The following is a 15,780-nucleotide window of genomic DNA, read 5'->3' on the forward strand; positions in this document are numbered from 1 at the left end:
GAGATATAAATTCTATCTTAGTGAACTGCAAATAGAATATATTGTGGTTCGCTAGGATTCTCTTTTTGCTTGTGCATTAGCGAATTAGTTATTGTTCGCAGCCCTTCATTGATTAAATTAAAATGAGAGATTTATAAAATGATACAACTTCAGAAGTCTAGCTTTAAAGAGGATGAAAATCCAATTATAGATACTATTCAATTGAAAGATTTTTTTAAAAAAACAAAACTTGCAGATTTAGTTGTCAGTGGAAGTTTATTAGATTTGGAGTTGGAGAGATATTTAACTAAAGTAAGTAATATCAAACGATTTTACGAAAGATGGAATGCAGATCCAGATTTTCAGCAACAGTTTTCAACATATCCACATCAAACTATAACTGATTATAAGTTACAAATTGATCATGATGATGTTCAGGCATTATTACATCAAATAAACACAAATTATGATAATAATAAAAAATCCATTCCTGTCAATTCAAATATTAATCAAAATTTTTACCAAGAATTAAATTTTAGTACCAATATATTAGAACTTGCTTCCTCTAGTCTTGAACCCCGTTTTCATGCCTGGAGGGAGAGACAAATTGCTCGAACTTTGAGTCAAATGCCTAAGTTAGTGCATGACAAATTGCTGCACGTAACTACAGCTTTTGAACTGAGTATAGGTTGCTCTGTAGGGTGCTGGTTTTGTGCTATTTCTGCGCCACGTCTCGAAGATATTTTTGCCTACAATCAGGAAAATGCAAAACTATGGCATGGAGTGCTAGAGTTACTAAAAAGTATACAGGGACAGGCCGCTAAAGCGGGATTTTGTTACTGGGCAACAGATCCGCTTGATAATCCAGATTATGAAAAATTCTGCCAGGATTTTCATGATGTCTTGGGAATTTTTCCTCAAACTACAACAGCTCTATCCTTAAAAGATCCTAGACGTACACGCGCACTATTAAAGCTCTCACTTCAAAATGGAATTGTTATTAATCGATTCTCAATTCTATCTTTAAAAATGTTAGATCGCGTTCATCAGGAGTTCAGCCCAGAAGAGTTAGCTTTTGTTGAATTAGTACTGCAAAATCCAGAATCTAAAAGTATCAAGTCTAACTCTGGTCGAGCGCGTGAATATAATCAGAAAAATATATATAAAAATCCAGAAATTAAAAATCCAGAAAAGCCTGAAGACTCATTCCAAGGAACTAGTTCCTGTGTTAGTGGGTTTCTTTTTAATATGGTAAAACGCCACGTAAAACTGATTAGTCCCTGGAACGCAGATGAGCGATGGCCTTTAGGTTATCGAGTTTATGAAGAAGGTGATTTTGAGAATATTGATGAGTTAAAAATACTATTAACAGGAATGATTGAGCGACATATGGCTCTAACTATTAGACCAAATGATCTGATCAGATTTCGTCCAGACTTGAAGTACGAAAACTTGTCAGATGGATTTCAAGTCTCAACTAAATATAAAAAGCACAAATTTGGTAATGCTCCGTTTATTCAACAGTTAGGGAAAATGATTGATAAGGGAGATAAGACCGCCGCAGAAATTGCTGCATCCTTCAATATTTATGGTATTCCATCAATTCATATTTTTGATTCTTTAAATTTAATGTTTAGGGAAGGCGTGTTAGATGATGAATCATAAATATCTTGCTTTTGACTAAAAGTAGATGTCGGACGAGGGCTGTTTTTGAAGGAATGTATCATGGTTGATGTATGTCTAGTATCGATGCCCTATGCTGCGATCGAAAGGCCGTCTATTGCTTTAGGGATATTGAAGTCTTGCTTGACACAAAAAGGTATTCAAGCGATCGCTCTCTATCCTAATATTTCTTTTGCTGAGGAAATCGGTCTCTACAAGTATGCAGAAATTAGTGAAAGTTCTCCTCACCTATTAATGGGGGAATGGACATTCTCCGGGGTAGCATTTCCAGATTTTCAACCTGACCACTCGGAATATCTCAGTATACTCACTGCCCAAAGAAACTCTACCAAAACTCAGGCGCTTTGGTTAGTTCGTAATCAAGCTAAGGCTTTTATTGAGCGTGTAGCACAGTCTATTTTAGATTTACAGCCTCGGATTGTTAGCTGTAGTTCTATGTTCCAACAGCACAGTGCATCACTGGCTCTACTCCGCAGAATTAAAGAATTAAACCAAGATGTTATCACGCTCATAGGTGGTGCTAACTGTGAGGGATCAATGGGGGTTACCACTCATAGGGAATTTCCTTGGGTGGATTTTGTAGCTTCAGGAGAAGGGGATGATCTGTTTTCCAAGCTGTGTCGTAAGCTACTAGACAAAGGTCGTGACGTTGATGTAGCAGAACTTCCTTACGGTGTTATTGGCCCAGCTCATCGGAGCATGAATATACTTGCACAAGAAGCGCCTAGAGCGTCCATACATGATTTAGATCAAGTACCAACTCCTGATTACGACGATTACTTTCAAACTCTCAATATCTCCAAGCTTTCTCCATATATAACTCCTGGTTTACCTATTGAAACCTCACGAGGTTGTTGGTGGGGACAAAAAAACCATTGCACATTCTGTGGACTAAATGGTGCGGGACTCACCTATCGGTCAAAATCCTCAAATCGGGTGGTGGAAGAATTTCTGCAATTGTCACAGCGATATGACTTGAGAAAGTTCCAAGTCGTCGATAATATTTTGAGTATGAATCACATTAATACAGTTCTTCCCATATTTGCGCAATTAAAAGAACCGTATACGATTTTTTATGAAACGAAGGCTAACTTGAAGCGCCAACAACTACAACAGCTGAGGGATGCTGGTGTGAGGCTAATTCAGCCAGGAATAGAAAGTATGCACGACCTGGCCTTGAAGTTACTGAATAAAGGCAATTCAACTGTAATTAATATTCAACTACTCAAGTGGGCTTATGAATTTGGTCTGATTGTGTTGTGGAATTTCCTTGTTGGCGCTCCTGGAGAGTCTGCGGAATGGTACTCTGAGCTACTTCAATGGCTTCCTTGGATTGTGCATTTGCAACCACCGTCCGGTGTAGCATCGATCCGATACGATCGCTTTAGCCTCTATCATAATCAACCAACCAATTATGGGTTAGAACTTTTACCTCATAAAGCTTATTCATATATTTACCCAATTTCGCCAGAAGCGATGGCTGATTTGGCATACTATTTTGAGGATCATAGTCATCAGGCTGGCAAAAAAGTACTTCCAGAGCATCAAGCACTAGCAGAATGGGTCAATCAGTGGACAGAAATGTTTAATTCTCCAAATCCTCCGAGTTTAAAAATCGCGGAAGATAATGGTGAGCAGATCAGAATAATTGATACTAGACCATGTGCCATTAATAATGAGATAAATCTGCAAGGACTAGCATATCAAGTCTATACTGCCTGCGATCGTGCCGTAACAGAGACAGAACTGTTGGAGACTCTGCATACAAGTTACAAACTTGATGTTTCTTGGAACGAAATTCAACCAGTGGTAGATGAGCTGCAATCATACAAGATTTTGCTGCAAATAAACGGTAAGATGTTGAGTCTAGCCGTGACAGCTTCTACCCCGTACCCCAGGCAATATAAGGATATCGAATCTCCTTCAGGATATGTAGACATCATTGGTTTTATTCGGAATAATACAAAGAAATTAGAATCTCCTCGTCCTGCGTGGGCTACCCTTTGGATGTAATTTTCCAATCCATAATTTAATTTTTTACCCAGCGATTCACTAAGTTATTTTGAGTGGCGATCGCTGGTATTCTTAATTTTACGGTTAAACATAGGAGCAATGGAAAAATTACCTAACTTACTTTTAATCTTTCCAACATCCAATCAAATCTTTTACCAGCGATCGCCATTCTATCTAAAGTGTTAATATCTAATTCATCGTCATACTCTAGCCCTTCATGTAAAGATTCACCCCGGCTATAAACTCGCCTACCATAGCCAAGCTGACTCACCATTGGTTGTAATCTTTGATCAAGCAAACTAGCAATTACCCGATAAAATCTTGATGCAAATCCTATATCTTGTTGTAATTTTGCGGCTAGTTGCTGTCGGGGAATCGATAACACTACAGAATGTTCAATTGCTTTAACAGTTGTAGGGGGTAAACTACCATCAATAAAGGGTGTTTCTCCGATGATTTCACCTTTGGATAATTTGGCTATTTCTCTACCAGAAATCTCATTACCTTCAATAGCTGCAAAAGCACGCACTAAAGGATTTCGTTCATCTAGAGAAATAGACAAAGACATTTTTCCATCGAGAAGAATATACAGCGCGTCTACAGTTCCTTGTTCGTGAATGAGTATGGTATTAGCGGGAATTTTTTGTGGAGTACCAGAAGCCATCATCCAATCGATGTCACTATCGTGTAATTCTCCTAAAATAAACAGTACATCTCGTAAAGGCTGACTTTGTGCTAGGTTACGACGACCAAGTTGATCGATGGTATTTTCTATTCTATTGGAAATAATGATGGCGATCGCTCGATAAAAACGCGCCGCAAAACCCACATCTTGCTGTAATTTGGCTGCTAATTCTCTTATTGGGATTGATATCACCAGGGACTTTTCTACAGATGTAATTGTAGTGGCTGGTGGACGTGTCCCAATCAAGGGACTTTCTCCGACTATCTCACCTCTAGATAATCTCCCAATCTCTCTACCTGAAATTTCTTCACCTTCAATAGCTGCGAATGCACGAGTTAGAGGATTATTTTCTGGTTGGGAGAGAGTGACGCTAAATGTACCATCTAATAAAATATGAAAAAACTCAGTACTTCCTCTTTCTTGAATAAGAATAGTACCAGCCGCTAATTCTTGTTGATTACCGGTAGTAATCATCCAATCAATATCACTTTTAGTTAACTCTTTCAGGAGAATTTCAGTCATAGGTTAATTACCCTGTGTTTTGTAAATTGTTAGAAGGATATGGAAACTACAGAGGCGCGGATATATATCTATATTGGTAGTTTATTTAAGATGTTATGGATATGTGAGTCAGCCTCCGGAGTAGCTAATTCCTCCAAGGTCAAATAACACAATGCAATTAAGATTAATGGTTGATTATTCAGGCTTGTGTTATTTTCTACATATTTAATATGAAATTGCTGCAAATTTTCGGCGGCTGCTTTAACTAATCCTTGTAAAATTGCAAAGGCTCTATCAGAAAGTGGTGGCTGACCACGATAGTTTTGCAGTCTACCTCCTTCTCGATAGTTGGGAAATGATTCTAATCCTAAAAACTGCAAAAACCAATTAGAATAATAATTGCCACTAGCAGCTACAATACCTCTATAGTCGGCAATTAGCTCATCGAATATATTGTTTCGCATGGAATTAAATAAGCGATGTGTCAAGTAGTGAGTACATTCATGTTCCAGGCGAATTGTGATAGATAATTGGTGCCATTCGGATTCAGAAATGCCTATATCTTTAGCAGGAATATTACTATACGGACTATTACTTAAAATAATAAATTTATCTTGATAAAGTGTTTTCTGGGGAATGATTTTTTGAAACTCCGCTTTCCAGTTGTTTTCACCACAATTACCAAAATTTGCTGCTTCCCATTTTTGGCGATACTGACGAATCCTATCCCAATTGTTGAACCCGCGAACAATACAAGCGCCCATTGATGTAGGAACTGTTTGGGGTTCATTTCGCATTGTTAAGGCTTGTACTAAAGATATAAAATCTTCTCGGCTCTCAGTTAGTAATACTGGAATAGTTCCAGCCAAGCTTTGGTGGAGGATTAATTGTAGTTTTTGTGGTTGCTGCAAGACTAAACCACTAGCTTCTGCCATTCCATTTGTTGACACACCTTTACGAGTGGCATTTTGATATGCTTGTGTTTGAGAGATACCCTCTTGGATGGGAAATTGCAACTGTACAAGCTTCTGTTTGAGTACTGCAAACACCCCTAAAACTTTGGCTAAAACTGCGTATTCTTCCCAAACTTTCATGTGTGGTTCTGGAGGTAAGGGAAACTCAATTGGGGAAGTTAAGGTATCGTGAGCAAAAACATTTTGGTTGTATATCAATAGTTCTTCAATTTCAGAAGATGTTGCTCCAAAGTCAGTCAAAACTTGAGTACGCAATGATTGTTTAAGGTTCATATTGCTACTGATGACTTACCACTAAACCAGCAAGCTGATCAGTAATCTCTTGTATTGTTTGAGTGATGGGATGTTGAGGATAACGTAGACAAAAAAGACCTTTACTCGCCAGTTGTACCATATCTTCTGCCAGGGGCAAAATTCCTACTACTGGGACATCATAGATTTGCTCTAGCTGTTGTTGCAAGTCAGTAAAATTAAAGGATGCTAAAGCTTTATTGAGGACTAAGAGAATTCTTGCTGCTTTCAATTTTCGCGCTACGTCTACTGTTACTGCTGTTCCTTGGAAATCTTGATTATCTGGACGGAGGATAATTAGTAAAGTATTAGCAATACCAATGGAAATCAAAGTTTCTTCATTTAAACCAGGATGAGTATCAATTAAAAGGTAATCCAATTTTAAACTACGAATAATTTCCTGAAAGCCATCATGAAGTCGGACTACATCATATCCTTCACGCAAAACTCTAGCGATTTCCGCAGCTTTAATACTGGAGGGAATTAGATAAAGGCTACCCCTAATTTTATCTGTGTTTCCTGACTCGGCAATTAATGTATCGGTAACATCGTAGGCGGTATCTTGAATATCGCAGCGTTTCCATAGATAGTCATTGAGGGTTAGTCGAATTTTTTCTTCTTTGAGACCAAAAATAATATGAATCCCTGGTGATTGGATATCAGTGTCGATTATGCCTACACGTTGCCCTTTTAGTGCCATAGTAGCTCCTATATTGGCAATGATATTGGATTTGCCGGTTCCGCCACGGAATGAGTGAATAGCGATGATTTGGGACATAAATTATATTTGGTAATTGGTGATTGGTAATTGGAAAATTAATATAGTGGTTATGTATGTTCTGTTGGCTCTGTTAAGGGTTGATTTTTACTGTTGAGCGATCGCTCTTTTAGGGATTGAACTTGAATTTGTAATCGCTGGTAGTACTCTTTTTCAGTTTCATGAGTGGTTATTTCCTGTTGTTTGAGTTTTTGAATTGTTTGTTGTAGATGCCGAAAGTGTTCGTTTTCGGTGATTTCGGCTACATAGTTGGCTCTTTTGGTTTGATCAATCTCAATCCGTAGTTCCTGAACCTGCATTTTCAGCCGTTGATCGCGTAATCTGACTTCTTCAGCCATTTCTGAAAAAACTCGCACTAATTGCCCGATATCATCTTCTCTATGACCTAATTCCGCTAAACTCTGGTGTAACTCAACTACGTCAGCATCAAAATTATCATCCTCCAATGCTTGGGCGGCGGCGGTGAGGGCGTGAATCGGGCGGGAAATACTTAACCCTGACAGCAAAGCAATAATAGCGGTAATTCCACCGACAATCACCACGCTACTGCTATTGAGCCAGATCAGACGATGCAAGGGCGCGGTAAACTCTGCATTGGGTTGACTAACTCCTAGTACCCAAGGTTGGGTAGCCAAGGGTGCAAAGCCGACTATTTGGGAAATGTGGGATTTGGGCAAATGATAGGTGGCGTGACCTGGTTGTTTAGCTTTTACCATCACCCCTAACTCAGGAATATTTGGGCTATGGTTAACCACAGACGGATCAGGATGACTGATAATAGTTCCTTGTTGATCAATCACAAAGACGTAATTCTGGGAGCCTAATAGTTGCAAAGCATTGATAATTACCCAGATATCTGCTTGGCGAATCTTGATGACGGTCAGTCCGATAATTTCCCCATGAGGCGAGCGTACAGGTTGGGAAAAGAACATACCCGGATTTTGACTGGCTTCACCAAGTAAAGTACTAGACCCATAAAAGTTACCTTGGATGTGGGAATAGTTTTCACCAATAAATTGAGAGTCTGTTGCAGCCAGACATCGACCATTTTTATCCATCAGTAACACAACATCCAAGTTGGGATGGGAACGGAGGACATTGTGGATGGTCTGTTGTAGGTTGTGGCCTTGGGCTTTGCGGTTTTCCGGTGTGGTAGCTGAGAGAAAATCTACTACATGGCGATCGCTACTGATTTGAGCAACTACCCGATGATAATCAATAATTAATTGGTCAAGACGACTGGCGCTGCTACTAGCTAGCAGTTCTAGTTTGTGATATTCGCCAGCTTCTACACTGTTTAAACTTTGTTGTAGGTTGTAGTAAGCCGTAAAAATCATTGGTACTAGCACAGCACAGACCAAGGCTACCGAAATTTTGGCAGCGATCGGCCAAGCAGGTGGATAAAATAACCGCCGGAAATACTTCATTTTGACCAAATAAAAAAGGATACAATCCCCTGAATTTATTTATGAAGAAGAAAAAAAGTGAAACAACATTAATTCAAGCCCACGGATAAATCCGTGGGGTCTTTAATTTTGAATTTTGAATTTTGAATTGGAGCGAAGCGACTTCCTATAGATATTTAGCAGGTTAGAAGAAACGAGATTTGAAAACAATGCACAATCTTTTTGTCGGACTCGCAATTTTTTCGTCTCTATTATGATGTTGCCACCTGACGCTGCATTTTCCGCCAAGCATGGGGCGTAGTGTCATGGTACTGGCGAAACTGACGGAAGAAATGACCCTCGTGTTGATAGCCCACAGCTTCAGCAATTTGATTCACACATTGATCGGTTTCTAGCAGTAATGTTCGTGCGGCTACCATCCGTCGCTTAATAATCCAATGATTTACCGTTTCTCCTGTATGCCGACGCACTAGATCAGTTAAATAAGCCGGGGAGTAACCAACTGCTTGGGCTACGTCACGTAAGCCAATGGATTGGTTGTAGTTAGACTCAATAAATTTAAAGACCTGATTTAGCTGAGAGCCAGAGGGAAATATTGATTTACAAGGTTCTGATGGTTTTCTAGTTTCAACAATATCTAGTGTGGGATTTTGTTGCAACTGAAATGACTCTGGTTGACGTTTTTTAATCTCACGGATGGAGATGCAACCGTATTCCCTACCGTCTTCTTCCATATAGGTAACAGTAGTTTGGACGGGTAAACTTAAACCTCCTTGAGTCTTATACAGAGATTCAAAATATAAAGACCCTTTTTGTTTAATAGTTTCCCAGTGCTGTAACCAAACTTCCATCAAAAATTCTAAGTTTAGGTATTGAATACTCATACAAAGCAATTCTTCACGGGAGTAGCCTACTAAACTACACGCAGCATCATTAACATATAAAATCCTGGCATTTGGTTTTACCCAGAACACCGCATCTGTGACACAATCCATCAGCAAATGAGTAAGGCGCAACTCTTTTTCTAGCTGCTGTGTAACTTGATAAGTATGTTGCTCGGAAATACAGCTGTCAAAAACCATAGTTCTACTCACTGTAATTACTGAATTTCTAAGTGAATCTAATTAGCCTTAAGGTTATTTAACTGTAGAATTCAGGGTTTTACGTGAATATATGTATCTATTAGATTACATTTTAGTAATTAAATTTACTAAATAATAAACGTTAAAAATCTTCACTCTCTAAGGAATAGAGATACCTTTAGCAGTTAGCGGCATTCATGTAGCGTTTTCCTTGGGAGCAAAGATGTTGTACAGCTTCCTACAAGGAAAGCATCAGACCCAATCAAGAAAAACTATCGGCTGATAAATGACACCTACAGTCAGGTAAAATTTAATTTATTATTGTCTATAAAAGTTTATATTTTCAGTCAATTCCTACTAATAGCAAAGATTAAATTTAATAATCATGCTAAAAAGATTCATCAAAGTATATACACAGTTTTCTACTTTGGTGCATTGAAAATTTAGAGAGAAAAAGATTAGAGGTTATGGGTGCTGAGACTGTTACAGAGCAACATAAATCAGCTACCCACCGAGAGTATCTGACAACCCCGCAAAACATACTAGCTTTTTTTTAGGGTATGGCAAATTACGTTTCTAAATCCTATTTTAACCTCAGCATAAACTGCCAAAGTTTGTTGATTCACACGCCCAACTGTCAGCAATTCTAAATTTTGTTGCGCTTGGTCTTGCCAATGCTTGAGCAGATGAGGTTGGCTAAGTAATTTTGCTAGGGCATCTGCCAAAGCAGAACTATCTTTTGGGGGAACCAAAACACCAGCCTTGCCATTGTCTAATGCTTCGGGAATGCCATCTACATTAGTAGCGACAATAGCACAGCCGGCTTCACGGGCTTCTGGAATTACTAGGGGAGAAGGATCACGGTGAGAAGCAAGTACAAATATATCTGCGGCTAATAAGTAGCGTTGTGGTTCTGGTTGGAAACCTACAAAATGAATGCGTGTATCGCTCAAACCTGTAGCTTGGGCTTTTTCCTCAAAAATCTGCCTTTCGGGGCCTTCTCCAACGAGATAAAGATGGGCTTGGGGGAAATCTTGGGCAATCTGTGCAAAAGCCGCGATTAACTCACCAATGCCTTTACGTTGATACATCCCTGCTACAGTAGCGATCGCTGGTCGTTGTAATTCTACTGGTGAGTAATCTTGAATATTACGAGTACGGACGCTGCCTAATGTGCCGTTGGATATCACCCGCAATTTATGCTCAGGAATGCCACGTCTCGCCATTGATTTAGCGACAGCATGACTCACCGCAATTACCCGATCTGCTAATCCCATGAGTACTGCACTACGTTGAAATTCATTGTGTACTGTCGCCACCAAAGCATACTCAGAATCAGCTTTGAGACATCTTCCCAGCACAACTCCCGTCATCATATGAGCATGGACTATATCCGGTTGAAATTCTCGGATAATGGCTCGATAACGCCTAGCCGCATGAATTAAATTTAGGGGTGTGCGGCTTTGGTTTAACTCAAAGTGTTTAACACCATATTCAGCCAGTAATGTTTCATATTCTCCGCCAGCAGATGCTACAGCTACATCATGATTATTTTTGGCTTGCAGACAAGCTAAATCTACAGCGACGTTAACGATACCATTACCAATTTCACGGACGTGATTCAAAATATGTAGTATACGCATAAAAATAATTTTGATTCTAATTACAAAAAATAAATCTCTAGTTATTGGCAATTATCCGGAAGTTCTTTCAGATCCCGGACTTCTTCAGATACCCGACTTCTTGAAGAAGTCGGGTATCTGGTTAATTCATCCAGGTAATCGATACATCATCACCTTTCCTTTAGCATTTTCTTCCACGAATACTAAATACTCACCATTGGCGCGACGAAAAGCACGAATGCCATAGGGGATGTCAATCCAGCCGCTTTCGCCTCCTACTTCTGCGCCTGGTGTTAACATTGGCAATGCTTCCCCTGTTGTGGCTTTATATACATAAACTTCCGCTTTTTTACTAGCAACGGCAAAAACTCTGTCTCCTGCCACATCAATTGATTTGATATGTAATTTGGGGTCTGTTTGATGATTATAAGGAAGCACTATCCGCCACCGGAGATTTCTTTTTTTACTCCAGTTGTCATAACGGACTATTTCTGTGCCAACTAACCCCCAATCACCATCAAGGTTGGGATGTTCATGGGTGTAGCCTCCAAGATACATAACGTCTTGTTTGGGAAAGTATTTGATTCTTGTCAAAGTTTTGAAAGGTGCTGGCATGGGTATTTTGCCCCCAACAGCTTGTCCATAAATGGGACAGCCATGATTATCTAATTTTTGATAGGGATAATGTTTGATGTAGCCAGCTTCGGCTGCTTGCCAGATATCTCCTTTGCTGTCTATTTCCCAACCCCAAACAGAACCATCTTCTTCACCTAAGGTTTTGTATTCGTTGTTTTGGATGGAACCATCACCATTAACATCCCGCCATAACCAGCTACCGTCTTTTGGTTGGTTAGGAGGCCAACTAAGATGGTTTTTGCCAAAAATGCCGCAGGGAACAGCTATCTCACCATCAAAACGGTAGATTAACAGCCGTTCTGCCATCATTTCTGAGGAGAGGTAGAGTAGGCGTTTTCCACCCAAGCGCCGAACGAAGGCTGATGTGGGTGTGGTGTGGAGTCTTCCATCATCTGGGTAGCGGAACTTATCTAAGGTATATGCTTTATATGTCCATTCCTTGCCGTTGTTTTTGCTGTAGTCCATGACAAAGTGTTCGTTTTTGGTGAACACATCTCTACCATCGCTGTCAGGATCAGCATCGGCATTATCTATGAATTGCAAACCGAGTAAGCGCCATTGGAGTTTTCCCGATGACGAGAATTTTCTCAAGTCAGCACCAGTACTATTAAAACCATGATTACTAATGTAGATATTGCCGCTTTTATCTGTGCCGACTCCGGTAATACCATACAGTTTCCCGTCTTTGACTTCGCCAGAAGTACCCCCATAGATACCGCCTTTGTCACCGAAAGTACCCACTTGTTTTGGTTGATTGGTGACGTTATAAATGAGTACTTGCTGACGTTTTCCGTTGTCAGCTACCAGTAGTCTGCCTTGAGGATCAAAGGCGATCGCACTTGGGTTAGCAACATCAGTGATTTGTTGGGCTAATTGCTTACCTTGGGGCGAATATCGGACTATTTTCTTATTCTGCACAACCCATAAGTTATTTTGCTGATCAACGGCGATCGCACCAGGATCAGGAACGCTAAAGCTGCGTAGTTCCTGCATGGTATCTGTATTGTAAACGCGGAGGCGATCGCTAGCAGGATCACTTACATATAACTCTTTGTCTTTAGTCGCTAATCCAGTAACTTCACTTTTACTATTGACAATGACCATACTTTTATCCCAACCACGCCCCCCAGCAAAAGGCGCAGGTTTTCCAGACAAGTCATAGCGTCGGACATTGTACCAAGTGGTTCCCTTTGGTGGGTAATCATCCTCTGGTTTCCCTTCATGGGATTGCTGCATAGCTACATAGAGGTACTTTTGATTGGCTGTAATTGCTTTACCTCCCAACCTTCCCCAGCCATGTAAGTCATCAGCTTTACCAATTACATCGCCGTCTTTATAAATACCTACTTCTCTACCAGCTTCATCCCAATGACTGTTGACATAAACTGTGCCATCTGGGGCAACATATATACCCTCCATTTGAATTTGCACCCACTTTTTACCACTAAAAGTGTTACCTATCCAAGAGGTTTTATAGGCTGCTTTATTTGAGGTTTTCTGGGATTGTTTATCTGTTAGCTGTGCAGATGATTTATGAGTTATTTTCTCAGTAGTTGTTGGTAGTATATTTACAATCCAAGGCATATAATTGCCTATGGGATTAATAATTATCACCATAGCTATAGTAAGTATCAAAAGATATATTTTCAAGCCTCGAAAGTTTTGATTACGAGACAGTTTTTGGAAATACCGACTACAGCTTTGGTAAAAATTGTTAAACTGTGGAGCTAATTTTTTTTCCATAAAATTATGCAAATTTTGAATTAGTACGATGTGTTATGTAGCAACATAAATCACCTACTTGGGTTTTTGGTGTATCATGGCTAATTACTACAACGGACTCCAATAGACTCTGATGAACATATATGTAAATGATTTTTACGTGAAGCTTAATGTTCTATCAGCAAAATATGAAATTTCCTTAGTAATTTGTAGAGAACCCGTTATTTTATGGCTGAATCTTTCAGTTATGTATAGCAAATATTTAAGATTATTTTTTTTGATTTCACGAAAAATTTATTAAAATCACATAATTATTTTTTATTTCCATCAATCACAATAATCATGGATTAATATTTACTGATCAATATAAATGCAATACCTCTTTGACTTATATCTTGCGCCACTTGCGTATTACTAAAATTGTCACGCTAAAAAACCTATTATTTCGTAGGGTGGGCAATGCCCACCCTACTAGCTTAATTTTGAATTTTGAATTGGTATTATTAGGGTGCGTCAATATGAATGATTTCTGGGTGCAGCTAGGTTTCCTCGGACTGACGCACACTACATCTCATAATCTAATTATAAAACTGTCCCTGATGTGAAAGTCAGCTTTTTCACCTTGATGCACTAAAGCCCAGTAAGTTATTTTGCCATCCTTTTGTTTAATAACTGTAGTAATTGCGACATCAATAAGTTGTTCAGGAGAAATAATTTTTTCTAAATCGACATTCAACGAAAGTTCTAAACTATCTGATTGATTTTCAACACTAAAAGGTAGGGCAGTAAAAGCTGTTTCTTCCTGCATTCCTTGGCGATATCCATGAAAGCGGTATATATTCCAATTGCGAGATGGAGAAAGGTTGAATTCCCAATATTGTTGAGAATCTTTAATACCGATAAAGAACTCAAAACAGGTATCTTGCCATAGTTCATGTTTTCTTGCTGGTGTGTCTATAGGCGAGGGAATCTCAACTGGTGCTAATTCACCAACGAGTTGATAATTAATTGTGAGTTGATTATTATGGCGGCTAATATTACCAGCAATTTTGAGATCAACTACAGATTCTTCAGAGGAGAATGGTTGTAGAGAAAATATTTGGTGACTCATTTTATATCTTGAATAATTTTACGAATCTTAATTTCTTGAGATTCGATACTTTCGGTTAGTTTAAATTGCACAAGCGCCCTGGCTAAATTATGTTCTGGGTACTTAATTTTAAAGTAAACATTCCCCGCTAAATAGTCAGCAAAGAATCTCAGTCCTAATTCAAAGGCGATGAGGCGTATAGCATCATACATATATGCGTAATCGTTCTCGGTGAGAAAGTCCTTTGCTACCGACAGATAACCTTGTAAAATTCCTTGACATAAATCAGTGTCAAAAGCAACGCTTTCCCAATGTTCTGTTTCTTCCCCAGCATGGTTACAGCCCGATCGCAAACAATCACCAATGTCATAATGTACTAGACCGGGTTTAACCGTGTCGAGGTCGATAACGCTAACGGCTTTGTGAGTCACAGTATCAAACATGATATTGTTAATTTTAGGATCGCCGTGCATCAGACGTAACGGCAACTCACCCGCAGCTTTAGCATTTTCTAGAATGCAGGCATAACTTTGGCGATCGCTCACAAATTGCAAGCAATAATCTAATTCTGGGGATGGTTGCGGTTTAGCTGTTGCCAAAACCTGTTCATAGTGACGCAAGTAAAGCGGCGTAATATGAAAGCCTACCAAAGTATCAGCCAGTTTTTCTGGTGATAAGTCGCTGATTAAGTTGTGAAACATCCCCAAGGCATAACCGATTTCTTGGGCTTGTGCTAAATCCTGCATAGTGTCAAAAGACTGCGACCCAGAAATAAAGCTAATCGCTCGCCAGAAATTCCCCTGAGTGTCTGTGCAATAATCGTGATTATCCTTGGTGGAAAGTATGCGCGGAACTTCCCAACGACGGCTTGGGGGTGCGTATTGTAGACGTTGATAAACATGATCACTGAAGATACGCATATTCTGCATAATCAATTCTGGTTGACGAAACACCAGAGTGTTTATCCGTTGCAGAATAAAATGCTGTGCTTCTAAGGAATCAACAGTTACTAAAAAAGTATCGTTGATATTGCCACTACCAAATGCTTGAACATTTGTGACTGTACCTGGAAACGCGAATTTTTCGGCAATGGCAGCTAAATCTACTACAGACTGCGTGCTGATAACTTCTGTCATATTTAACTTTTACTACTCCCCACAAAAACTGCACGATGGCAATTAGGAGACATAGTAACTCGTAATAAGTCATAGATACCCGACTTTTTTAAAAAGTCGGGTATCTGCACACCTGCAACCCGTGAACTCATATTTCCTCAGCTTGCTTTCGCCCAAATAGCAATGCTGTTTTATGCAATTTC

Annotated in this window: 12 protein-coding genes; 2 read left to right on the top strand and 10 right to left on the bottom strand. The window is 39.4% G+C overall.

The window, feature by feature from the left end; genetic code table 11:
• The first annotated feature begins 138 nt into the window (after window positions 1-138).
• Both GSQ19_RS10920 and GSQ19_RS10925 read left to right on the top strand, forming a co-directional pair.
• On the top strand, window positions 139-1,644 hold the full coding sequence (locus GSQ19_RS10920; protein WP_011317979.1) for a radical SAM family RiPP maturation amino acid epimerase: 1,506 nt from the start codon (window positions 139-141) through the stop codon (window positions 1,642-1,644).
• 60 nt (window positions 1,645-1,704) lie between these two features.
• Window positions 1,705-3,675 (top strand): RiPP maturation radical SAM C-methyltransferase, encoded by a 1,971-nt coding sequence (locus GSQ19_RS10925; protein WP_011317980.1) that lies wholly within the window; start codon window positions 1,705-1,707, stop codon window positions 3,673-3,675.
• Between the two features lie 112 nt (window positions 3,676-3,787).
• Here GSQ19_RS10925 and GSQ19_RS10930 read toward each other — a convergent pair whose 3' ends face one another.
• From GSQ19_RS10930 to GSQ19_RS30255, 10 genes are all read right to left on the bottom strand, one after another.
• Complete coding sequence (locus tag GSQ19_RS10930; RefSeq protein WP_011317981.1) at window positions 3,788-4,882, bottom strand: cyclic nucleotide-binding domain-containing protein; 1,095 nt, start codon at window positions 4,880-4,882, stop codon at window positions 3,788-3,790.
• Window positions 4,883-4,950: 68 nt separating this feature from the next.
• The gene (locus tag GSQ19_RS10935) at window positions 4,951-6,108 is read right to left on the bottom strand and encodes a DUF7005 family protein (protein WP_011317982.1); all 1,158 of its coding nucleotides are present in this window, start codon (window positions 6,106-6,108) and stop codon (window positions 4,951-4,953) included.
• Between the two features lie 4 nt (window positions 6,109-6,112).
• Entirely contained in the window at window positions 6,113-6,904 is a 792-nt protein-coding gene (locus GSQ19_RS10940) for a MinD/ParA family ATP-binding protein (protein ID WP_011317983.1), read from the bottom strand.
• Between the two features lie 50 nt (window positions 6,905-6,954).
• Window positions 6,955-8,331: a HAMP domain-containing protein gene (locus GSQ19_RS10945; protein ID WP_011317984.1), complete on the bottom strand. Its 1,377-nt coding sequence runs from the start codon at window positions 8,329-8,331 to the stop codon at window positions 6,955-6,957.
• 230 nt (window positions 8,332-8,561) lie between these two features.
• On the bottom strand, window positions 8,562-9,392 hold the full coding sequence (locus GSQ19_RS10950; RefSeq protein ID WP_011317985.1) for a helix-turn-helix domain-containing protein: 831 nt from the start codon (window positions 9,390-9,392) through the stop codon (window positions 8,562-8,564).
• Window positions 9,393-9,934: 542 nt separating this feature from the next.
• Window positions 9,935-11,035, bottom strand: coding sequence for a glycosyltransferase family 4 protein (locus GSQ19_RS10955; protein ID WP_011317986.1), 1,101 nt, complete (start codon window positions 11,033-11,035; stop codon window positions 9,935-9,937).
• Window positions 11,036-11,161: 126 nt separating this feature from the next.
• Entirely contained in the window at window positions 11,162-13,393 is a 2,232-nt protein-coding gene (locus tag GSQ19_RS10960) for an NHL repeat-containing protein (protein WP_011317987.1), read from the bottom strand.
• A gap of 550 nt (window positions 13,394-13,943) precedes the next feature.
• Window positions 13,944-14,483 carry a DOMON-like domain-containing protein gene (locus tag GSQ19_RS10965; protein WP_011317988.1) on the bottom strand — a complete coding sequence of 180 codons (540 nt, stop codon included), beginning with the start codon at window positions 14,481-14,483 and terminating at the stop codon, window positions 13,944-13,946.
• Window positions 14,480-15,598 (bottom strand): phosphotransferase enzyme family protein, encoded by a 1,119-nt coding sequence (locus GSQ19_RS10970; protein ID WP_011317989.1) that lies wholly within the window; start codon window positions 15,596-15,598, stop codon window positions 14,480-14,482. The genes GSQ19_RS10965 and GSQ19_RS10970 overlap by 4 nt, the downstream gene beginning before the upstream one ends.
• A 2-nt stretch (window positions 15,599-15,600) precedes the next feature.
• Window positions 15,601-15,729: a hypothetical protein gene (locus GSQ19_RS30255; protein WP_263435205.1), complete on the bottom strand. Its 129-nt coding sequence runs from the start codon at window positions 15,727-15,729 to the stop codon at window positions 15,601-15,603.
• Window positions 15,730-15,780 lie beyond the last annotated feature (51 nt).

It is taken from the genome of Trichormus variabilis 0441 (genome assembly GCF_009856605.1).
In the GTDB taxonomy this organism is placed as follows: Bacteria; Cyanobacteriota; Cyanobacteriia; order Cyanobacteriales; family Nostocaceae; genus Trichormus; species Trichormus variabilis.